Genomic DNA, 21,902 nt, shown 5'->3' on the forward strand with positions numbered 1-21,902 from the left:
ATATAGGTTGCAATGCAGCCGCCCTGATTTTTATGTTTTATGGGGTGGGCAAAATCATAATTTCAGAATTCTATTTCTTTTTCCTTAGTTTGATACACAGGACAGTTATCGTTACTCCTGTCACAAAAGCGACAACACCTACAAATACATAAACACTGCCACCATTGAGAAGGACTACTGAACCATATCCTCCTTCTACAGTTGAAAGGCCTGCTGTCTCTACCCTGTTAAGCATTGAAAAAATGCAGCTTATAAGTATAACACAACTACATAGCAGTTCGCCCAACTGTCGATTTTCGTAACGTCGTCTGTATATTCTGCACTTCTGACGTATCTTGTGCATTCTCTCTTCATTTACATCTTGCATTCAACAGTCTCCCTTTCTCTGTTTTTGTTTTCTATCTAATAAAAGACACTTTCTTTCAATTCCTTTCACCAAAAATAAAAAATATGCCTGTTTTTTACAGACATACTTTTACCTCAGCCACTTATTCGATTTCTATTTTTATCCTCGAAAAAATTCCCTTCAGTATAAACAATATCAGGATCAGTCCTGACGGGAAAAGATAACCGGCAGTTTTCCAGCCACCGTCCCCACTGATCAGCAGGTTATATACGCCATGAAATACTATACATGCACCAACGACACCTACTGTTCCGGTAAGGGCGATCCAGCTTCTGCGAAAAACATGTGCAACTCCATAACCAACTGCAATCCCGCACAGTATATGAAGTGCTCCCGCAGAAATGCCCCTGATAAGAAGAATAGAAAAGCTTTCAGCTCCATTTTCTGTAAGATAACATACGTTTTCAAAAGTTCCAAATCCTACGGCGATTCCAAGAGAGGCAGATGTAATATCTCCGGGATTCGGTTCAAAAACTACCAGATAAAACAGCAGCGGCAGTACTTTCATAACTTCCTCACACACAGGTGTGATCTCTACTACTGATGCAACAGAACTCGCCCCATAATATCCCACAAAAAAACTGCTGACATATGCAGAAAGAAGGCAGATTCCCATTCCGACAATAACAAAAATCGTGAATCTTCTTTCTTTTCCTGTCCTGAAAAAAAGGCTCAATATCAATGGTATTGCAATACAGATAAAAATATTTTCTATGTAGGTCATTCAGCTTCCACCTCTCTCTTAAGCGCCGGAAGAAGCGCTGCCATGGTAAGTGTCAGCACGATATCTATCGCAAAATAAAGATTAAAATTTGTATAATCCTTAATAAATGCCGAAATACTATACAGACTTATCTGCAAAACCACCACAAGTAAAAACAGAACGTCAAGCAGTTTCGCAGAATCTTTCTGACAGAGCCCCCATATAGATCTGTAGACTATTGTTCCAGCCGTCACTGCAAATGCAATTTCAGTGACCGGTGATGGTCCCATGATCTTCATAAGCATGCTCACAACAGTGACAACGACTGCTCCCACAGCTGCCGGTTTACATGATTTTTCCTGAACATTCGTCCGAAATAATGATACAGAAAGATAAAAAAGATAGGCCGCGATCCAGGATATTTCCGCAACATAAAAAACCTGCGGTACTTTTCCGGTAATGATAAGGCACAGTACATAATACAATGTTGCCAGCGACATACAGAAGTATCCACATGAAAGCAGCAGATATTCTTTGCTGCTCTCATGCAATGCCATTGTCCCTGAAATGAGTGCCATCAATCCAATAACGATCACCTGAAAAAAATTATCTATGATCTCAAAGCTCATCTGTATCCCTTTCTTTTGAATCTCGTTTGTTTCTTTCACGGATTTTGTACATAAAAATCGTCAGGCAAACTCCGAGGGCAAATGCAAGAATCCCCATTATGATATAACTCAGAGCACCGTTTTTCGCAATGATACTTGCTGTTGCTGATGTCTGCTGTATATTTCGAAAAGAAAGATTCTGAGTCAGGGAAGGCATATAGAATCCTGTACATATGATAATTGCGAAGCAAGCTGCAACACATGCAATTTCACTGAATATCTGTTTATTTCTGCTGTCCTGATGCTTTATTTCGGCAGTCCTTTTTCGTATTTTTTTCATGCGTTCTTCATCAGTCATCATAATACTCAAACCCCTCCTTTCCCAGAATTTCTCTGAGGCTTTTTTTGCCTCTGTGCACAAGATTTGTAACCTGACTTTCTGATTTTCCCAGAACTTTTCCTGCTTCCCGGTAACTCATATCTTCAAAATAAACCAGATACAGTGCTTCCTGATATTCTTTTTTCAGTTTTTCAAGTGCCATGTACAACTGACTGTTTCGTTCGCTGTTAAACAATCCGGCCTCCGGAAGTTCTCCGCTCGGAATTTCAAATGGCAGAGTTTCCAGTCCAATATGTAGTATACGATGCTTTTTCTTTGTTTTGCCTGCCAGATTTCTGGCTGTTCTGTACAGATATGCCCTGAAACTGCCTTCACCGGATACCGGTCTTCTGCGTGCGAACATCAGTGCAAAAGTTTCAATCATCAGATCTTCTGCCTCATGCATATCTTTCAAGTAACCATTAATATATAAAGTGAGAATATCTCCATGCCTCAATACCAGTTCATCTGCAGCTTTTTCTTCTCCCTGCCAGTAAAGCTCATATAAAGTCTCATCTGTTCTCATTCGGGATGCCCTCCCCTGATATTTTTCTAAATTATGTTGTTTCTCTGACAATCAGTTTTCCTTCAAATACGACTTTATTCTGTGTCTTTTTACCTTGAAGTGTAGATATCAAAATTTCTGCAGCTGCCTGTCCCATTTTACGTACAGGTTGGGCGATAGTCGTCAGAGGAGGATCTATCAATGCACTGACGAAAATATTATCAAAACCAATTACACTGATTTCTTTCGGAACCGAAATCTGACTTTCATTAAATCCTTTTACACAGCCGATTGCAAGCATATCTGTAGCTGTTAAGATTGCATCTGGTCTATTCGAAAGTGATACATAATACTTGGCTGCATCCCGTCCCAGTTTAATATAATCCGGTTCGTTTTCTCTTTGGACACGATACACCCATTTTTCATTTAATTCCAAGCCACAGTCCTTAAGTCCCTGTACAAATCCCTCAAAACGATCCTCAATAATGCTGACATCTTCTGAGTTCATCACATAACCCAGTTTATGTTTTCCCTTATCAAATAAGTATTGAACGGCTTTTCGACTGCTTTTAAATCCATCAGTGTAAACATATGCATAACTTTCATTTTCCCCGAAAACTTTGTTCATATATACAATCGGCAATTGCTCCGAAATCTGTCTTAGATAATCTGCCATCTCATCATCCGTGCGATATGTGTTATAAATAATTCCATCTATATTTCTTTTCAGTAATTCATTCGTATATTCAATCTCAGACATTGCATGTCGTTCTGTATTGCAGACCATAACCATATACCCATATTTCAAAGCAATGTCTTCTACGCCACGAAACATTTCTGTGTAAAAAATATTACTATATTCAGGTACTACCAGTGCAATCGTATGTGTTTTCCGAGTACGTATTGCCTGTGCCATATAACTTGGTGAATAATCCAGCTTTTTTATAGCAGCCTCTACGGCCTCCCTGGTTTCTTTTTTTACTTTTGTATCTCTGTTAATCACTCGGGAAACTGTTGATTTAGATACTCCCGCTTCTTTTGCAACATCAAATATTGTAACCATATTCTTTCTCCGACAAATTAATCATTACTATGATTAGTTTCAAGGTAATTACTTATCTTATTAATAGCATACCTTTTTTTCTGATTTTTTCAACAATTTTTTTAAGACAGGAATCCGTTTTTACACGAACCCTGTCTTAAATTTAATCAAAAATTTCCTTTATTTTATTTTTCATCAATTCTGCCATTTGAATATGGCCTTTTTCAGTGTAATGGATACCATCAATTTCATTTACTTCCACTTTTCCTTCTGGATTCAAATAGTCTAAATGATAATTTTCAGCAATTCTGCTATAGTAGTATTCCAGTGCTTTGCTTCTGTTCTCCATATCCGGAATCATCTGATCCAGATCCATTGGCCGTCCCACACTATGAATAGGTACTGGTGTTACCAAAAGTATTTTTGGTGGTTTGAAATTAATACCTGCATCCGATTTCATAACTGTCTTTATGAGATTTTCCATTGAAGTACCAATATCGAAAGGAGTTACTGAAAATCTTGATTTCAAATCATTTGTCCCAAGCATAATTACTACAAGATCCAGCGGTTTATGGCTGTCCAGGCATGGAAGAAGATATTTTTTTCCATTCTTGTATTCTTCTACAGGATCGTCCCACACTGTAGTCCGCCCTCCCAGGCCCTCTTCAATAATATAATATTCAGGGGCCAATTCTTTTTGAAGAATACCTGTCCATCTTTTCTCGCGAGGATATCGACTGACTAAATCAGGCATAAGTCCATAGGTATTGGAATCTCCATAGCATAAAACTGTTTTCATCTGTTGTTCCTCCTATGCCTCTTTTACTTTTTTTACAGTTTCCTTGTTTGCTATAACATCAAAAGCAACTGCGAGAATCAGAACGATTCCTTTAACAACCTGCTGATAGTACTCTCCTATATTCATAATTGTCAGGCCATTACTAAGTACGCCTATGATAACAGCACCAAGAAATGCTCCCAGCATAGAACCTTTACCACCATTTACACTAATACCTCCAATTACTACTGCTGTTACAACATCCATTTCTGTTCCTGTACCAGATGCCGGAGCCCCAGAACTTACACGACCTGTAAGTACAACGCCTGCAATGGAGGCCAAAAATCCACTGATTCCATAAAGCGAAATAACAATCTTGTTTACAGAAACACCCGCCAGCTTTGCTGCTTCAACATTTCCTCCAATTGCATAAACATAACGTCCAAAATAGGAATATTTCAGAATCAATCCCATGATCACAACAATAATCAACATAATAATAACTGGAATTGGAACTCCTGCCACATATCCCTGTCCAAGATATACAATTGATTCAGGAATGTCATAAACTGGAAGCCCGCCAGAGAAAATATATGCAAGGCCACGAACAACTGTCATCATTCCAAGTGTAATCACAATCGCTGATACATTAAGGCCTACAATTAAAGCTCCTGTGATCACACCAATTACTGTCATTACTAACATAGTAAGAATGATTGCAATTGGAACAGACATACCTGCACTAATCATCTGTGCAACGGCAACACCTGAAAGTCCCAGATATGCACCAACTGTCAGATCCATGCCACCGGAAATGATAACATACGTCATACCTGCTGTAAGAATTCCGATAACAGCAACCTGTCTCAGGACATTTAGAAGATTATTCACCCGCAGAAAATTTGGGGAAGCAATTGCAAAAATAGCTACTAAGACAACTAATATAATAAGTGTACTGAATTTTTTGAATATCTGTTTCATGTCCTCTCTCCTTATCTGATTCCGGAGGCCAGCTCAAGAATCTTTTCCTGCGTAGCATCCTCTTTTTTTAATTCACCCATCATTTCTCCTTCATGCATAACCAATATTCTGTCAGCCATTCCCAGAAGTTCCTGCATTTCAGATGAAATCATAATAATTGCCATTCCTTTTTTTGCAAGTTCATTCATTAATACGTAAATTTCTTTTTTGGCTCCAACATCAATTCCTCTTGTTGGTTCATCAAAAATTATAATATCAGAATTTGATGCCAAAGATTTCGCAAGTACAACCTTTTGCTGATTTCCTCCTGATAAATTTCTGGTAAGCTGCTCCATGGAAGGTGTTTTTATTGATAATTCCTTTATGTATTTCTCTGCCATGTTCTTATCTGCGTTTTGATTTACGAAACCGGCCTTTGAAATGTTTTTCACCGCAATAAATGAAATGTTATCACGTATTGTCATATCAAGAAGGGCTCCGTGTTTCTTTCTGTCTTCCGGAATTAATGCTATTCCATCCTTAATCGCATCTTTAGGACAATGAATATGAACTTCCCGTCCATGTATCTTTATTTTTCCTGAAGATTTTGGGTCTGCGCCAAAAATAGCTCTTGCAGTTTCAGTTCTTCCTGCTCCTACTAATCCTGCCAAACCAAGTATTTCTCCTTTTCGCACCTTAAAGCTGATATCCCGCAAAAGAGTTTCTGTACTCAAATGTTCAACTTCCAACACTACTTCTCCGATATTTTTTTCTACAATAGGATATTGTTCATCCAGATCACGTCCTACCATCATTTTAATCAGTCCATTATTATCAATCTCTGATGTCATTTTTGTTCCCACATATTTTCCATCTCTCATAACAGTAATTCTGTCAGCTAATGCAAAGATTTCTTCCATTCTATGGGAAATATAAATGATAGCAACTCCCCGTTCTCTCAATTTTCGAACAATTCCAAACATAGCATTAATTTCACGATTAGTAAGCGGTGCTGATGGTTCATCCATAATCAGAACTTTTACATTTGAAGAAATAGTTTTGGTAATCTCAACTAACTGCTGATATGCAACTGTAAGACTTTTCACCTCTTTTGTCACATCAATATCTATGCCAAAACTGTCCATAAGTTCTTTTGCCTTCTGATTCATAAGTTTACGATTAATCGTAAATCCTGTTGTTAATTTCTGACCAAGAAAAATATTTTCCGCAACGGAAAGATCCGGTACTAAATTAAACTCCTGGTAAATAACACCAATTCCAAGTTTTTTAGATAACGCCGGCGTCATTGATGTATATTCATTTCCCTCATATATGATAGTACCCCCATTCGGTTTAATAGCACCGGAAATAACCTTAATCAGTGTAGATTTTCCTGCACCATTTTCTCCCATAAGCGCATGTACTTCACCAGGATATACCTCCAGATTCATATGATCCAGAGCCACAACACCGGGATATTCTTTTGTAACATTCTTTAAAGTTAATATAGGTTCCATATAATCTGATTCCTTCCCGGGGTAACCCCTGAACAGTTTCAGGGGACCTGTCAGTCCCCTGAATGCATAGAAATTATATTATTCAGCTATATAATCCTTCACATTTGCTGCTGTTACAGCCTGAAGATCAAATAAGCTGTCCTTTGGATAAGAAGCCTTGTTTACTACTGCAATCGCTGTATCAACCAGCTGTTTACCTGTTGTTGTAGGATTCTGGCTTACCGAAACCTGATAAATAGTTCCCTCATCAATAAGCTTCAGTGCTTCATCTGTAGCATCAATACCTGCAATCAGATATTTATCAGGGTCCGTCATTCCAGCTGCCTTAAATGCCTGATAGGCCCCAAGAGCGGCTCCATCAGATACACCACATACCACCTTCAGATCTGGATTTGCCTGGAGGAAATTTTCAGTATTGGACATTCCCTCTTCCTGATCTGCTGCGGTTGCATCTGCAACAAATTTAACGTTTGGTGCATATTCCTGAACACCTTCCATAATTCCTTTTTTACGATCGATAACAGATTCCATAAGATCATAATTCAATGTTGCAGCCTGTACTTCTTCATCTGTTCCATACATTTCAGCAATTCTCTGTCCAACAGCACAGCCTTGTGTATACCCTAAAACATATTCCTCACATCCGATATATGCATCATAACCATCAATCGTTGATGTAAGGCAGACAACTGCAATCCCATCTTCTTTTGCCTTTGCAATTACCGGTTTTGTAGCCTCAGCATCTACTGCACACACAATAATCGCATCACATCCTGCTGAAATAAAATTTTCCAATGCTGTAACCTGTTTTGCAGAATCACTATCACAGGAATTAGTCATCAATGTGCAGCCTGTTGCATCAGCTTCATCCTGTGCTGCATCAACTAACTGGATGAAAAACTGACCGGTTAAGTTCAGAACAGAAATACCAATTGTATAGCCCTCATTATCAGATGGCTGTGCCAGCTCCACAGTTTCTTCTGCGTTCGTCTCTGCCTTATCATCTGAGGCAAATACAGTTGTAGCTCCTGCTACCATTGAACAGGTCATTGATGCTGCCAGGATTAAACTCATAATTTTTTTCTTCATATCCATTCCTCCATTTGTAAATTGATTTTCCGTTTTGGGAACGTTACCATTTTTGTTTTTAAAAAAAAGCCGTATTTGTATAATATGACTTTTTATTTGTTTTTGGGAACGTTTCCATTTGATACTTTTATCATACACGCACTATTGTTTATTGTCAATCTGTTTTTATATTTTTGCTATTTTGTATGAATGTACTGTCCATTTTTTATGCAACATTAACAGTGCAGCTATTGGATGATTAATTACAATAGCTGTGCTATTTACATCATTTATTTGTATCATTTCGTAAGATCTTTGATCACTTCACCCGCAATGATAAGGCCTGCTACAGACGGCACAAATGCAGTGGAGCCCGGGATATCACGACGTTCTGTGCATTTGTGAGCAGCCCCCGGCGGACAGATGCAGTTGGTTCTGCAGCTGATCGACATATCCTCAAGAGGACGGATTGGTTTTTCCTGAGAATATACCACCTTCAGTTTCTTTATGCCGCGTTTTTTCAGTTCACGGCGCATTACCTTTGCCAGCGGGCAGACAGACGTCTTGTAGATATCAGCCACCTGGAATGCTGTGGGATCCAGTTTGTTCCCGGCTCCCATACTGCTGATGATCGGAACTCCGGCTTCTTTTGCCTCCATAACGAGCTGGATTTTTGCAGTCACCGTATCTACGGCATCAACAACATAAGAATACTGCGAAAAATCAAACTCATCTTTTGTTTCCGGAAGATAAAAGCATTTATGAACGTTGACTTCTACCTTGGGGTTGATATCCAGGATACGTTCTTTCATAACATCTACTTTATATTTACCTACTGTACTTCTGGTCGCAATGATCTGTCTGTTCAGATTTGTAAGACATACTTTGTCATCATCGATCAGATCAATCGCACCAACTCCGCTTCGTACCAGCGCCTCAACTGTATAACCGCCAACTCCTCCGATACCGAATACGGCAACTCTCGAGCCGGCAAGTTTCTCCATAGCTTCTTTACCAAAAAGAAGTTCTGTTCTGGAAAACTGATTTAACATATTTTTCTCTCCATTTATCTATCTGAAATTAGCCTACAATTCAAGTATGTATTATAACATACGAAAATATTCCCCACAATATTAAAGCTTCCCTCTTTACAAAAAACCAGCCGGCATATCAGAATGCCGGCCGATTTTCTCTGCTGTTTATTTTTTAATTTTTACAGATTTTGCTTTACTCCATGATGAATAATATTTCTTGCCATTAACTGTTTTATATGTACGAATGCGCACATAATATTTCTTGCCTTTTTTGAGTTTCTTCACTGTCTTTGAAACTGTAGAATTTTTGTTCACAGTTACCGTTTTGGTGCCTGAAGTAAATTTCTTATTTGTTGAATACTGAATCTGGTATCCGTTGACCGCTTTGTTTTTCTTCCACTTAACGGTCATCTTTCTTGTCTTTGTATTCTTGACAGAAGAAAGAGTCGTTCCATTAACCGTAACCGGTTTTTCTACCACCGGTGTCGGTGCGGCAGGCTTCGGAGTGATCGGTTTTACTGCAGGAGTTGATGGTTTTGGGACAGGCGCGCTCTTGATGTTGAAACGGATCGTTGCCTCACCTGCATAGTTTCCGGTTCCTTTTACAATGATGATTGCAGTTCCGACATTTGTGTTGGATGCATATTCCACTGTGTAATCTCTGCCTGATACAAGGCCAGGAAGCTGTACCGCCGGTGAGATCGGTTTGCCTGTATATGTCTGTTCAGCAATCGTTGGCAACTTGATCTGAATGATATTTTCCGGTTCAATCGTGAATGTTTTCTGCACAATACTTGTATAATCATTCAATCCTACAATATAAACTGTCGCTGTTCCTGCATTGATGTTATTGCTGTAGATCAGCTCATAATCTTTGCCTTCTGTCAGTTTCTGGTTTCCGAAAGTAACTGTAACTTCTGCCTTACACTCAGCACCAGTGTAGGTCATACCGCCTGCTACAGTAATTTGGGTTTTTAAGATACTGATTCCAGCATTGCCAGTGACTTCTTTTACTGTTACAGTACAGGACGCTTCTGTTGTAGTACCTTTTACTTTTGCCGTGACCACTGTCTTTCCGGCTTTTAATGCTGTAAGAATTCCTTTTTCTGTAATGGTTGCAACAGTGTCATCAGAGCTTTCCCACTCAATCTCAACTTTATCAGTTGTATTTGCAGGGGTCAGAAGGACTTTCAGTTCTTTTTCCTGACCTTTGTAAATTTCTTCTGTCTTGTTTACAAGGGCAATTCCCTCCAGAGTAATTCCCTGGATTTCATAATCTGCTGTCACAGTTCCCTGATAATTTCCAATACCTGTTGCTTTTACGTGAGCGGTTCCCGGTTCAGTATTGTCTGTATACTCAAGTACATAATCCTGATTAAGAACAAGCTCTGTTTCTCCTGCGGTCAGTGTAACTGCCGGTGAAATTTCTTTTCCTGTATATGTCTGTTTTGCAATTTCACTGAACTTCGCTGATTCGATATTCTGACGGCTGATCTCAAATTCTTTTTTCGCAACGCCCTTGTAATCGTTCTGTCCGATTACATAGAGCAGACCTTTGCCGGCATTTATATTGTTTTCACACAGAAGCGTATAATCGTTTCCTTCTTTCAGTGCAGTACCGTTTACTTTTACAGTTACAGAAGGTGTCTGTTCTGTTCCGTTATATTCCAGATTTCCATTTACAGTAATCTCCGCATTTGAAAGATCTGTTCTTGTATCCAGTGTGGAATCTGTTACTTTCAGTGTGTATTCTGCTGATATTGAAGTACCTTTTACAGCTGCTGTGATCACCGTTGTTCCGGCTTTAAGGGCTTTTACAACTCCGTCTGTTACGGAAGCTACTTCCGGCTCACTGGAAGTCCACTGAATATCCACGGAATCTGTAGTGTTTACAGGGTTCAGTGTGACGATAAGTTTTTCCTCATCACCTTTTTCCATGGAGCCTTCGGTCTTGTTCAGACTGATTCCATTCAGTGAAATCCCCTGGATTGTAAACAGTTTCTTAGCAGTTCCCTGATAATTGCCTTTTGCGGTGATGATTGCTTTTGCAGTTCCAGGTTTCGTATTGTTCTCATAGGTAACTGCATAATCTTCATTTAATGTAAGTTCTGTATCACCATCTCTAACCTGAACTGCCGGAGCGATCGGAATACCTGTGTACTGCTGATCTGCAATCTCACTTACTTCACATTCTGAAAGGTTCTTCGCTGCGATCGTAAATGTCTTCTCAACAATACCTGTGTATTTACTCATTCCCACAAGAGAAACTTTTACTGTGCCTGCATTGATATTGTTGCTGCAGACTGTCTGATAATCTGTTCCTTCCGTGAGTGTTTTACCCAGAAGTGTTACTGTAATTTCCGGAAGGATAGCCTTTCCTGTGTAAGTAAATTCTTCCTTATTAAAGGTCACTGTTGCAGCACCGATATCGGTCTGCTGGATTTCCTCCGGCTCAGTTACAATGACTGTACATTTTGCTTTGTATGTTCCACTTTCGGATTTAAGAGTGATGACTGCTTTTCCTGGTGTCACAGCAGTTACATTACCATTTTCGTCTACTGTTGCAACCTTATAGTTATCCGTAGACCAGGAGAACTTTTCACTGATCGTACCATTTACATAATACTCCAGCTGATGAGTGGACTCTGTGTCCATTGCAATTACATCTTCTGTCAGAACTACTGATGGATCACTGACTGTTACCACGCATTCCGTATAATGACTTCCATCTGCCACATAAGCTCTTACAATTGTAGAGCCACAGGCATTGGCTGTTACTGTTCCATCAGCCCCTACAGAAGCAATATCTTCATCTTCTGTGTACCATTCAAGAGAAGTATCTGTAGCATCTTCCGGATAAACAGAAACGTTTATCTTTTCTGATTCTTCCGGTTCCATGTACAGAGTACATTTATCTGATGTAACTTTTTCTACCGGAACTGTGGTGTCTGTTACGTTAATAGTACAGCTGTTTGCATATTTGCGGTCTGCTGTCATGAAAATGATCTTCGTTGTGCCGGCATTATTTGGCTGGATTTTTCCTTCTTCTGTTACAGAAGCTACTGACGGATCAAGTGAATAGATATTAACTGTCTTGGAGCCATCATCAGTGCGGAATAATGTGTATAAAGACTTCGTGTCAATTACTTTACCTTTTTCTGCTTTCTCTAATGATGTCGAATCTTTAATTACAATTGCGCCATCTGTATCTTCTGTTTTCAGTATCTGATAGAAACTGCTTCCCAGTTCACTGACATTTTTATTTTTTTCATAGGCAACATATTTCAGAATCGTATTGGCACTTACCTGAATTCCATCAGAAGTATATTCTGTGCTGTACTGATCTGGTGTGGAGCCATCTGTTGTGTAATAAATCAGTGCACCTTCTTCACCGGTGAGATGTACTGTAGTTACATCTGACAGTTTACCGGATTCAACGTCTGCTACAGGAGTCTTCGCTGTTTCCAGATAAGCGAACATAGGATATACCGCCATATCAGATGTTACATTCAGGTAATCTGCATTGTTCCATCCCATAAAGCTCATGCCGTCTTTTGTCGGAGCTTCCGGAGCATTTGCAGCCTGTCCATATTCAACTTCTTCTGTACTCAGTACCTTTGCATCTGCATCATAAAAGTTTACTGTATATTTCTTTCTTGCATATCTGGAAGTCAGCGTCATATTTCCTGTGACTTCTGTTTCACTTGTCACCGGATTTCCGGCTGCATCAAACCAACCGGTCATTTCATATCCTGTTACATTTGGAGAAACAGGGATAACAAGCTGATCACCGTATTCATAAGTTTCCGTCTGAATTTCCTGGCGATCCCAGTCAACCCAGTTTACAACAAAGCTTTCTTTTTCATATCTGGCTACGATAGTCAGATCATAACGGATATTTGTATTTCCTGAACTCCATCCGATGAAACGGTAATTTTCTTTTTGCGGGTTTGCAGGAAGTTCTGCTGTTCCACCCTCTGTTACTTCCTGTGTGGAAATAACAGTTCCGTCTTCATCTACAAATTTAACTGTATAAACCGGCTTCGGTGCCTGGATCGTATCCAGATAAACAAGTTCCGTAGATCCTTCCAGTGCAAGGCATACTGTAAAATCACCTGTAACTGCTGAAGGTTCTTCTCTTGTTGTATAAGTAAAGCTGTAGGAACCGTCTTCACCGACTACACTCTGTCCTACGAATTCATTGTTGTAATCCGCCGGTTCTGCACCCTTAAATACAACCAGCATGATCTGTTTGCCGGCAAAATCAGCAGAAAGTTTACCGGAAGCAGTTCTCTGTGTTCCTGATGTGTCTTCTGTATCCTGAGTCGTTGCTTTGTAACGGTATACTGTTCTGGTTTCTACTTCTTTCATTCCTGACGCAGTTGCCTCATCTGTTGACCATGAAGACCAGTCTGACCATTTTTCATGGGTATAAGTGTAAACCTTACTTCTGTCAGCGTAACGGTATTCCACATGGGTTACCGGCTGTACATAGCTGCTTCCTTCCAGAAACCACAGTTCATCACTGAAGTAAAATTTATTTCCATTCGGAACATATCCGGTATGTCCGCTGTATGTTCCATAAACACGCATGCTGGTGTCAATTCCCTGGCGTTCATTGTAAGTGTACTTTGTTCCTCCCATATTGGAAGAATATGTATAGTAATATTTACTTGCTGATGAATTCCAGTATCTGTAGAAATAGAATTTATTTAATGTATATCCAGGTGTATCTGTTACTGTTCTTGTTTCTACTTTACGGCTGGCAGAATTGCTGTAAGCAGTTCTTGACCATCCACTCCATGCACCGTAATCACCCCAGCTTTCGGTAGCACCGGTCTGTGTCCAGCCATCCAGATATGAATTGTTACTGGTAGTTGTTAATTTGTCTCTGTATCTGTATTCTGTTCTCTGCTCTACTTCATAATTTCCTTCCGGCTTTTTTTCCTGCCAGTCACTCCAGTCACGGTTTATAGTCTGACTGGAACTTACAGAAAGAGGAATTCCGGATGAAAAGCTGTCTACGATAACGATTTCCGCAACAGAAGCTACCCCTTCATAAGGCACAAACACTTCCTGTCCTTTTTTCGTTGTATCCTTCGGAATGGTAAACGCATTGGATTCTGTAGTTACCAGAAGTTTTCCAGTAGATGTCTTCAGAGATACAATTGCACGTCCTCTTGTTTTGCTGTCTGGATAATTAGTGATATCATAGTTTACAGTGTAACCGTCTTCTTCATATTTACAGCTGTTCATCGTTACAACAATCGGAAGTTTCATGTTGTTCCATACATAACTTGCTGTAATGGTCATATTCTTTTTGACGCAGGTATAATCATTTGAATTCCATCCTGCAAAAATATAACCTGTACGGTTGGAAGTCGGATTTTCCGGAGCTTCTACACAAGTCTTGTATTCTACAGTTTCTTCTTTCAGTTTCGTACCGTCATCATTTACAAAAGTAACTGTGTAGGTATTGATTTTGTATTTCGCATTTACAGTAAGGTCTCCTGTAATGTTACTGTACGCTCTGTCCCATCCCTGGAATGTATGACCTTCCATTGTAGGCGCTGTCGGAGCTGTTGCATTATAACCATAACGGACAGTCTCTGTTTTCAGGATTTCCTGCTGACCATCTTCATTGGTCTGCTGGAAAACGACTGTAGACGGATCATGTGCGGTAAGTGTACGGTTAAGTTTCGCCACATCACTGTTTACCTGACCTTTTGCAATGGCAGTTACCTGATAAGTTCCGGCATTTGGAAGCATCAGCGTAACATTTGTGGAATTCTGACCCTGTACCTGAACTGTATTTGCGTATTCCGGTCCGGTTAAAGACTTGACGGTAACCTCGTATCCATAGGCAGCACTGGAATCAGCACCCCAGCTGACAGTTACATTGTCACCTGCAGCAATGTCTGTTTTATTTACAGACAGATTCGGAGTTGATGGCTTTGAAACACCTGTTGTCTTTATTGTATAGGTATCTGAGAAATAATTTTTCCCATTTGTTTTGATAAAGAACTTATATTTATAGGTAGTTCCCGGTGTAAGTGTAATATTAAGATCTGTTTTTGTATTTTCGTGGATCAGTGCCGATGACTGATAACTTCCAACTCCATATGGATGGGCTGCCTCATGGCTGGTTTTGATTTCCGCTCCGCTGGCATTCATAAGAACCATACCCAGATCTTCTATACGGGCACCTGATGGATTATAGCACCGTGCGGAACGGCTGAATCCTGTGTTATCCACATAATCACTGCCATCACCTACCTGCTGTGCAGAAGAATTCTTAACAGGGATGTCTCCTCCACCTGAAGTATAAATATAGTTGATCATCCACTTTTCATTGTTGACTGGTGTTGCGTTCCAGAAATTTCCCGGAGAGCCTGTCCTGATACCAAAATGCAGATGAGCTCCATCTGCATTTCCGGAATCTCCTACACGTCCGAGAAACTGTCCCTGTGTAACGTGGGCACCCCAATGCACATTAGCCGGGAAGGAATTCTGCATCATATGAGGGTATTCTGCCCAGGTACCATCATCATTCAGGATATATACTCCATTTCCGATTCCTTTGGTACCATCATTGTAACCATGATTACAATTTACTATACCTGCCGACTGATGCCAGCAGCTGTTATAAAATTTCTTGATTGTTCCAGATTTCGTGGCAATAACCGGTGATCCTTTCGGAGCTGCAATATCTATAGCCGTATGACCACTGGAAAAATGGGTTGTAATCCTGTCTCTCGATGCCGGGACCGGCCAGACATAACCCTCTCCACCTGCTGCATCCGATTCTTCCTCTTCTGTCACATTCTCATCATCACTGAGTTCATCTGTCTGGTTTTCTGCATCAGCTTCGGTCTCAATTTCTTCTCCGGCATCTTCCTGAACTTCTTCTGCCTGTACTTCATCAGAAACTACCTGCATTTCCAGCTCAGCTGTGATTCCCATTTCGCAGGTAAGAATTACGCTTCCCTCACTGACTGCAGTTACGAGTCCGTTTTCATCTATGGTCGCAACATTTTCATCGGAACTCTTCCATTTAAGAATGGGACTTCCTGCTGTTGTCACTTCCTGCAGAAGATCTCTTTCAAATCCCAGACTTACTGTTTCACCAACAGCCATCTGCGTACTGTCTGTAACAATACGCAATCCGTCTGTCTTATATTCCAGCTGGTTATCCACAGCATACTTCTCTGCGCAGCTGTCTTTTCCACAGTAAATAACAATCTGCTGTGCAAAATCTGCAAACGTATCTGCTTCGATTGAAGCTACTGAATCTGGAATAAATACCTGCTGAAGTCCTGTACAGTCTGCAAATGCATCTTTATTAACTGCTGTAACGGGGATCTTCGCATCATTTACAGTAATCTCAGATGGAATAATAACAGCAACTGCTTCGCTGATTTTCTGCACGGAAGCAGTAGTTCCCTGTTCATCTTCCTGAATGCTGTATGTGATTCCATCAGCAGAAACTGTGTTTTTGTTTTCTTCTGATTCGTCCGCAATTGTATCCGGATTTTCATCTGCTGCAGATGCTGTTCCGTCATCAAAGAAACCTGCATCTTCCCCATTGTCTGACTGTCCGTCATCTTCCAGGGAAATATCTGTACTTTCTTCCCCTGATACATCTTCTGATTCAGTAGTCAGTTCCACTGAACCGTCGGCACTGCTGTCTTCTTCCTCAACAGACATTTCCACCGCTGCATCATCTGTAAAGACATCTGCTGCATAAACCGGTGAAAAAGATCCCGCCATAAGGCTCAAAGAAGTAAAAACAGCCAGTAACTTCTTCATTTTCATACGCTTTTCTCCTCCTGAATAGTTTCTGGTTATCTCTGTTTGCAATAAGCTTTTATTTCTGCCGTAAACAGACGTTATTTGTTTTCATTTTATCGTATACATACTGTCGATGCAATATATAAACATCAAAAAAGCGCAATACCACAGATATTTTGTTACTGTAATATTACGCTCTCTGTTTATCAGAAATCAAATCTTCTGATCTCGCAGTTTTTTATACCGAATGCTGCGTATTCCTCGTTTGTCATTTCATAAAAATAGGATTGAACAACACGTGAAATTCCATTATGCGCAACCAGAATATAAGTTTTTTTATCTGATTCTGCCTTTATATCATCAAGAAGGTTGTAAATCCTCTGTGCGAGATGAAGCATGGACTCTCCGCCTTCATATCTGGTGACAAACTGCTGTTTTGCTTTCCTGAATTCTTCTCCGTCACGAGGTGTGGACTCATATTTTCCGAAATTCTGCTCGATCAGTCTTGGTTCCTCTCTCGCCGGAATTCCTGTTATCTCTGAGATATGTCTGGCAGTATCTGCTGCACGCATCAGTGGTGAATACAGAATCTCATCTGCCTTGATTCCCTGTTTTAATATCTCATTTCCAGTCTCTATCGCCTGCTGATGTCCCTTCTCTGTCAGCGCAATATCCGTAGCTCCGCAGATTTTGTTTTCCACATTCCATATGGTCTGCCCGTGTCTCACAAAATAAAAATGTCCCATTATAGTCCTCCTTGAAATTTAATTTGCATCGAAAAAATTCAAGAATGCCTCTGCATTCTTGCTACGAGATGCGCGTCATGCAATGCATGACATACTTCTTCTGCGCATCTCTGCAATCCTGCCGGAGGCTATATCAGATGGGGAATTGACTCCCACCACTGATACTGATTTGTTGCTCGCCACCTACAGAGGTGGGAGTCATCTCACATCTGATATAAAATGTGTAAATCGATGCCTATTCCTGCAATAATGAGTCATATCCGGCATCGGGAAACAAAAAAATTCACTAATTCGATGCCAACTCCTACCAATAACGCACATATCCGGCATCGGAAAACAGAAAATCTCTCTAAATCGATGCTGGCAATCTCTATAATGAGTCATATTCGGCATCGGAAAACAGAAAATCCCTCTAAATCGATGCTTAGCTTCCAGCAACTGAGTGTACTCAAATATAATCTCAAAAATTCTCGATCATATCGCCCTTTCTATCAGCAAAAAGAGAATACAACATTCAGCTGTACTCTCTTTGCTCACTCATTCATCAAAATTCACTGCATAAATACCCTCCGGGAGTCTCATAGTAAGGATTCCCAGATTAAACTCCTGATCCATCACTGTAATATGATATTCAAAGATCACATCATCTTCAAATTTGGAAAGCAGTACATAAGTTCCATTCTCTTTGCCGTCAATCTGATCGCAGATATCATCATATACTGCCTCACCGGAAATCTCTCTCGGATAACCGGACTCTTTTATTTTCTGTTCGATTGCCTGATATAATTCTTCCATTACATGTCTCCTTTTCAGTATCGGATTCCAAACCGCCTTTCCTCTTCATCCAAAGGAATCCTTTTCCTCCGAAAGTCATCAATTTCTATATATCGGTCATTGTAAAGTGCCTGCAGGATCTTGTCAATATCTTCTTCCAGTCCCTGTAATTCTGTAGTTACAGAACCGTCATATTCATTTCTTGCCCAGCCTGTGACACTGTATTTATCTGCCAGATACCTGAGTTTATATCTGAATCCCACACCCTGAACCCGACCATAAAAAATAATGGATTCTCGTATTTTATTCATAATTACTTCCTCGTTGTTCCAGTCCGTAATTAATTTTCATTTTACAGATCAGTATTTACTTGATTTTTTTCAGTTCGCCTTCAATAAGATAGACATCATCTCCCTCATTAATGTCCATTTCATAAAGAAGAGCATCTTTTTCTTTGATAAAAAGTTCTTCTCCGCTGTGTTTCTTCAGCAACACACGATCTACAGGTTCTTCCCCTTCCGGCCGTCCTTCACAACCGAAATCAGGTTCTTCAATCCGAAGAACTGTATACGTTTCCATCATAATAATACATCCCCTTTAATCTATTCCCCTTTGTCTGCATCTTATTTCATGGAATACTGCATCATTTCGTAATGCAGTGTGCACCCCTCATAAATCTCTGCCGGAAGAAGCGCTCTTGCTACAAGTTTCAGCTCTTCCTCTGGTCTGTCAACTCTCTGCAGGTGTGCGTAATCACCATCAATCTGCTTTACAAGGTAATCACATTCTAACATCGTTTTTCTCCTTTACTGTAAAATTTATATTCTGAGTTTCTTTCTGAATTCGCGCAGCATATCCTTTTTCTGAAAAATAAAGAGTCCTGCAAGCACCAAAAAACTGATTCCCATACATACAACTGAAGGAATCCGATAATGAATAAGGCCTGTCCACAACAGTATTACCGGCAGACATCCGATAAGTGCAGCCTGGATCAGATAATACAGATATTCCTCCGGTTCGAGACGATTAACTTTTGCAATAACCGGTATGGAACCAAGCACAGCCAGACTTCCAAACGGGAATACAAAATCCAGTGACCAGCCTCTCCAACCGGTAAAATGATCCCACAAAATACAGAGTACAGTTATGAGCAGAAGCTGCCAGGTTTCGTTTTTCAGAATGTTCCGCCGCTTCGCATATGCAACATAAACAACCAGCCATGCACAAAAACATCCGGCTGCCGCAAACCAGAACCAGTTCAGTGTTTCCAGTGTCATATAATTCAGCATTCCACAGAATACCGCAACTGCAAGACAGAGGAAACTGAATGTCTGCATTACTTTGCGTTCCTCTTTCTGCTGAATTTCACCACATCCGGGAAATTCATTTTTCTCTTCTTTATACGGAATTGCCTCTTCCTTCAGTATTTTCATAAAGTTTCTCTGAATACTGTCATCCGGTATCTTTGATGTAAATCCAAGAACCAGCTGATCTTCATATGAACAGGAACATAACTGTAATGAATTTGTACTTGCAAAGATGCCAAAACGGTCGATATATTTTTTATATTCTTCCGGAAGATGTATGATTCCAATATTTGAATACACCGCCGTAATACTTCTGCTTCCCAGATTTGCTCCAGCCATAAGGAAATATTTTTTTATTTCAAGTGGAACAGCACGTACCAGAGGATTCTTCTCAATACGTACATAACCATTCATATTCATGGCGATTTTTTCCTTCTGAAGTTCGTTCCGGAACTGTTCCTTTACACTGTTCAGCACTTCCTCAAATGTTGTTTCATCTTCAAAAACATATCCCACTTCTATCCATCCGAAGAAATTTCCCATGGACTGTGATGGAAAATAATTCCTAAGATTTACAGGAATCATCAGTGCTATCGGCTTTTTCTGCCGGTTCTTCGGAATCTCTTCATGTATGGCACAAAGCAACATTGCTGTCAGAAAAACTGTGATCGAAACTCCATAAGAACGTGCCTTTGTCAGCGTCTCCTTTACAGGAATAATGACTTCTGTAATATCCATATCCGAGTGTACAAGTTTCTCTCCTTTAAGCTTTACAGCTGCCATTTTTTTCTCTTTATTTCGTGGAATTTCCGATGAATAATATTGTGAAAAACTGTCCTCTTCCTGATCTCCCGGAGTTATATTTTCCTCATATTTTACTCTGGGCAGCCCTGCTTCCGGGTATGCCAGAATCAGATAATTCTGTACCAGTTCTGAAAGAAAATTCATAGCTCCCGTACCATCCGTTAACGCATGATATACTTCAAAATTCATACGATTTTCATGGTAACTTACCTGAAACAGAAGTGATTTTTTGTCCGGAATATAAAGTCTGCTGCAAGGCGGCAGTTTCTCAGGCTTCACTGCTGCATGAATGTCTCTTCGCTCCAGATAAAACCAGAATATTCCCTTGCGCAAAACAGCCTGAAACAGCGGATATTTTTCCATTGTCTGATCAAGTGCCTGCTGAAGGAGTTCTCCGTTTACTGTCTCCTTCAGCTGACAGTAAAAACGAAATACCCTGGTATCATTCTTACCTGTTACAAGCGGAAAAGCCAGCGCCGCATTATCCAGTTTTCTCCATTTTGAATATCCTTTTTCCACCTTTTATTCGCTTCCTTTTTTCAAAAATGCATTCATAATTTCAAAGCTTTCCTGTACATGAAGGAACCGTATTCCAAGGGCAAAATATCCGTGAAGCGCCTCTGGAATCCGATGTATTTCCACATAATTTCCGGCTTCTTTCAAACGTCTTCCATACTCTTCTCCTTCATCTCGAAGAGGATCAAATTCTGCTGTCAGAATCAGTGTATCCGGAAGATTCCGGTAGTTTTTTTCCATGAGAGGCGCAAAATACGGATTCTTTCTGTCCTCCGATCCACTCTCATAAAGTTTCAGATAATCTTCCATTTTTACTGCTGTGAGAAGGTAATCTTCCCCGTTTTCCTGAACTGATTTATATGGAGATTTTTCTGTATAACAGTTATTTACTGCAGGATAAATAAGAATCTGTTTCTTTGGTAAAAAATCTCCTGTATCACGGGCTTTCAGGCAAACCGCTGCTGCAAGATTACCGCCTGCGCTGTCCCCGATGATCGTAATCCTGTCCGGGTCAGCAGGCAAGATCAGGCGGTTATTGTACAGTGCTTTTGCAGCTTCATAACAGTCATCAAATGCTGTCGGAAAACGATATTCCGGAGCCAGACGATACTCTACAGAAACCACAACATGGCCTGTAGACTGAGCCATTCGGCTACATACTCTGTCATAATTTTCGATGCTTTCTGTTACCCATCCGCCACCATGAAAAAACAGAAGAACAGGATATTTCTGCTCCACCACATCTCCGCTCATGGCTTCTTCTGTGGGAAAATAAAGCCTTATCGGAACTTCATAATTCCCATTATATACTTTCGTGTCCAGTTTCCTGCAAAATATCCGCATGGCATCCAGTTTTTTCAGATCAGCCAGTCTTCTGGACGCCTCCACTTCTATATTTCCATAAGATAGTGCGTGTAAAATAGTGCGCATTGTCTTTGAGATCAATGTTTTCTCCTCCTGAAAT

At 40.2% G+C, this 21,902-nt stretch carries 19 protein-coding genes; all 19 read right to left on the reverse strand.

Annotation, left to right across the window (positions count from 1 at the left end; translation table 11 throughout):
* Positions 1–70: 70 nt before the first annotated feature.
* Positions 71–367: a hypothetical protein gene (locus tag ACTNB8_RS05450; protein ID WP_441052960.1), complete on the reverse strand. Its 297-nt coding sequence runs from the start codon at positions 365–367 to the stop codon at positions 71–73.
* Positions 368–488: 121 nt separating this feature from the next.
* On the reverse strand, positions 489–1,130 hold the full coding sequence (locus tag ACTNB8_RS05455; protein ID WP_441052962.1) for a PrsW family glutamic-type intramembrane protease: 642 nt from the start codon (positions 1,128–1,130) through the stop codon (positions 489–491).
* Positions 1,127–1,738: a hypothetical protein gene (locus ACTNB8_RS05460; RefSeq protein ID WP_441052964.1), complete on the reverse strand. Its 612-nt coding sequence runs from the start codon at positions 1,736–1,738 to the stop codon at positions 1,127–1,129. The genes ACTNB8_RS05455 and ACTNB8_RS05460 overlap by 4 nt, the downstream gene beginning before the upstream one ends.
* Positions 1,728–2,078: a hypothetical protein gene (locus tag ACTNB8_RS05465; RefSeq protein ID WP_441052966.1), complete on the reverse strand. Its 351-nt coding sequence runs from the start codon at positions 2,076–2,078 to the stop codon at positions 1,728–1,730. Before ACTNB8_RS05465 ends, ACTNB8_RS05460 begins: the two co-directional genes overlap by 11 nt.
* Positions 2,068–2,622: an RNA polymerase sigma factor gene (locus ACTNB8_RS05470; protein ID WP_441052968.1), complete on the reverse strand. Its 555-nt coding sequence runs from the start codon at positions 2,620–2,622 to the stop codon at positions 2,068–2,070. Before ACTNB8_RS05470 ends, ACTNB8_RS05465 begins: the two co-directional genes overlap by 11 nt.
* Positions 2,623–2,653: 31 nt before the next feature.
* Positions 2,654–3,664 (reverse strand): LacI family DNA-binding transcriptional regulator, encoded by a 1,011-nt coding sequence (locus ACTNB8_RS05475; RefSeq protein ID WP_441052970.1) that lies wholly within the window; start codon positions 3,662–3,664, stop codon positions 2,654–2,656.
* Between the two features lie 142 nt (positions 3,665–3,806).
* Positions 3,807–4,442 (reverse strand): GDSL-type esterase/lipase family protein, encoded by a 636-nt coding sequence (locus tag ACTNB8_RS05480; RefSeq protein WP_441052972.1) that lies wholly within the window; start codon positions 4,440–4,442, stop codon positions 3,807–3,809.
* Positions 4,443–4,454: 12 nt separating this feature from the next.
* Positions 4,455–5,402 carry an ABC transporter permease gene (locus ACTNB8_RS05485; RefSeq protein ID WP_441052974.1) on the reverse strand — a complete coding sequence of 316 codons (948 nt, stop codon included), beginning with the start codon at positions 5,400–5,402 and terminating at the stop codon, positions 4,455–4,457.
* A gap of 11 nt (positions 5,403–5,413) precedes the next feature.
* Entirely contained in the window at positions 5,414–6,898 is a 1,485-nt protein-coding gene (locus ACTNB8_RS05490) for a sugar ABC transporter ATP-binding protein (RefSeq protein WP_441052976.1), read from the reverse strand.
* A gap of 78 nt (positions 6,899–6,976) precedes the next feature.
* On the reverse strand, positions 6,977–7,987 hold the full coding sequence (locus ACTNB8_RS05495) for a sugar ABC transporter substrate-binding protein (RefSeq protein ID WP_441052978.1): 1,011 nt from the start codon (positions 7,985–7,987) through the stop codon (positions 6,977–6,979).
* 278 nt (positions 7,988–8,265) lie between these two features.
* The gene (locus ACTNB8_RS05500) at positions 8,266–9,018 is read right to left on the reverse strand and encodes a tRNA threonylcarbamoyladenosine dehydratase (protein ID WP_441052979.1); all 753 of its coding nucleotides are present in this window, start codon (positions 9,016–9,018) and stop codon (positions 8,266–8,268) included.
* Positions 9,019–9,165: 147 nt separating this feature from the next.
* Entirely contained in the window at positions 9,166–16,815 is a 7,650-nt protein-coding gene (locus ACTNB8_RS05505) for an Ig-like domain-containing protein (RefSeq protein WP_441052981.1), read from the reverse strand.
* Between the two features lie 182 nt (positions 16,816–16,997).
* On the reverse strand, positions 16,998–17,537 hold the full coding sequence (locus ACTNB8_RS05510) for a histidine phosphatase family protein (protein ID WP_296156117.1): 540 nt from the start codon (positions 17,535–17,537) through the stop codon (positions 16,998–17,000).
* A 537-nt stretch (positions 17,538–18,074) separates the two neighbouring features.
* Positions 18,075–18,332 carry a hypothetical protein gene (locus ACTNB8_RS05515; protein WP_441052983.1) on the reverse strand — a complete coding sequence of 86 codons (258 nt, stop codon included), beginning with the start codon at positions 18,330–18,332 and terminating at the stop codon, positions 18,075–18,077.
* A 14-nt stretch (positions 18,333–18,346) separates the two neighbouring features.
* Positions 18,347–18,622 carry an acylphosphatase gene (locus ACTNB8_RS05520; protein WP_441052985.1) on the reverse strand — a complete coding sequence of 92 codons (276 nt, stop codon included), beginning with the start codon at positions 18,620–18,622 and terminating at the stop codon, positions 18,347–18,349.
* 55 nt (positions 18,623–18,677) lie between these two features.
* Positions 18,678–18,893, reverse strand: a complete 216-nt coding sequence (locus ACTNB8_RS05525) for a hypothetical protein (protein ID WP_296156120.1) — start codon at positions 18,891–18,893, stop codon at positions 18,678–18,680.
* 41 nt (positions 18,894–18,934) lie between these two features.
* A complete protein-coding gene (locus ACTNB8_RS05530; RefSeq protein WP_441052988.1) occupies positions 18,935–19,105 on the reverse strand; it encodes a chorismate--pyruvate lyase in 171 nt (56 codons plus the stop codon).
* A 24-nt stretch (positions 19,106–19,129) separates the two neighbouring features.
* Positions 19,130–20,941 carry a DUF6320 domain-containing protein gene (locus ACTNB8_RS05535; RefSeq protein WP_441052990.1) on the reverse strand — a complete coding sequence of 604 codons (1,812 nt, stop codon included), beginning with the start codon at positions 20,939–20,941 and terminating at the stop codon, positions 19,130–19,132.
* 3 nt (positions 20,942–20,944) lie between these two features.
* Complete coding sequence (locus ACTNB8_RS05540) at positions 20,945–21,868, reverse strand: alpha/beta hydrolase (RefSeq protein ID WP_441053025.1); 924 nt, start codon at positions 21,866–21,868, stop codon at positions 20,945–20,947.
* Positions 21,869–21,902: the final 34 nt, after the last annotated feature.

Origin of the sequence: Blautia sp. HCP28S3_G10 (assembly GCF_052065235.1) — a bacterium.
GTDB lineage: Bacteria > Bacillota > Clostridia > Lachnospirales > Lachnospiraceae > Blautia_A.

Coding starts and splice junctions, on each gene's coding strand:
- ACTNB8_RS05490 (WP_441052976.1), bottom strand. CDS start 6,898: ATGGAACCTATATTAACTTTAAAGAATGTTACAAAAGAATATCCCGGT.
- ACTNB8_RS05530 (WP_441052988.1), bottom strand. CDS start 19,105: ATGTTAGAATGTGATTACCTTGTAAAGCAGATTGATGGTGATTACGCA.
- ACTNB8_RS05510 (WP_296156117.1), bottom strand. CDS start 17,537: ATGGGACATTTTTATTTTGTGAGACACGGGCAGACCATATGGAATGTG.
- ACTNB8_RS05500 (WP_441052979.1), bottom strand. CDS start 9,018: ATGTTAAATCAGTTTTCCAGAACAGAACTTCTTTTTGGTAAAGAAGCT.
- ACTNB8_RS05540 (WP_441053025.1), bottom strand. CDS start 21,868: ATGCGCACTATTTTACACGCACTATCTTATGGAAATATAGAAGTGGAG.
- ACTNB8_RS05495 (WP_441052978.1), bottom strand. CDS start 7,987: ATGAAGAAAAAAATTATGAGTTTAATCCTGGCAGCATCAATGACCTGT.
- ACTNB8_RS05460 (WP_441052964.1), bottom strand. CDS start 1,738: ATGAGCTTTGAGATCATAGATAATTTTTTTCAGGTGATCGTTATTGGA.
- ACTNB8_RS05525 (WP_296156120.1), bottom strand. CDS start 18,893: ATGATGGAAACGTATACAGTTCTTCGGATTGAAGAACCTGATTTCGGT.
- ACTNB8_RS05475 (WP_441052970.1), bottom strand. CDS start 3,664: ATGGTTACAATATTTGATGTTGCAAAAGAAGCGGGAGTATCTAAATCA.
- ACTNB8_RS05520 (WP_441052985.1), bottom strand. CDS start 18,622: ATGAATAAAATACGAGAATCCATTATTTTTTATGGTCGGGTTCAGGGT.
- ACTNB8_RS05485 (WP_441052974.1), bottom strand. CDS start 5,402: ATGAAACAGATATTCAAAAAATTCAGTACACTTATTATATTAGTTGTC.
- ACTNB8_RS05455 (WP_441052962.1), bottom strand. CDS start 1,130: ATGACCTACATAGAAAATATTTTTATCTGTATTGCAATACCATTGATA.
- ACTNB8_RS05480 (WP_441052972.1), bottom strand. CDS start 4,442: ATGAAAACAGTTTTATGCTATGGAGATTCCAATACCTATGGACTTATG.
- ACTNB8_RS05515 (WP_441052983.1), bottom strand. CDS start 18,332: ATGGAAGAATTATATCAGGCAATCGAACAGAAAATAAAAGAGTCCGGT.
- ACTNB8_RS05450 (WP_441052960.1), bottom strand. CDS start 367: ATGCAAGATGTAAATGAAGAGAGAATGCACAAGATACGTCAGAAGTGC.
- ACTNB8_RS05505 (WP_441052981.1), bottom strand. CDS start 16,815: ATGAAAATGAAGAAGTTACTGGCTGTTTTTACTTCTTTGAGCCTTATG.
- ACTNB8_RS05470 (WP_441052968.1), bottom strand. CDS start 2,622: ATGAGAACAGATGAGACTTTATATGAGCTTTACTGGCAGGGAGAAGAA.
- ACTNB8_RS05465 (WP_441052966.1), bottom strand. CDS start 2,078: ATGATGACTGATGAAGAACGCATGAAAAAAATACGAAAAAGGACTGCC.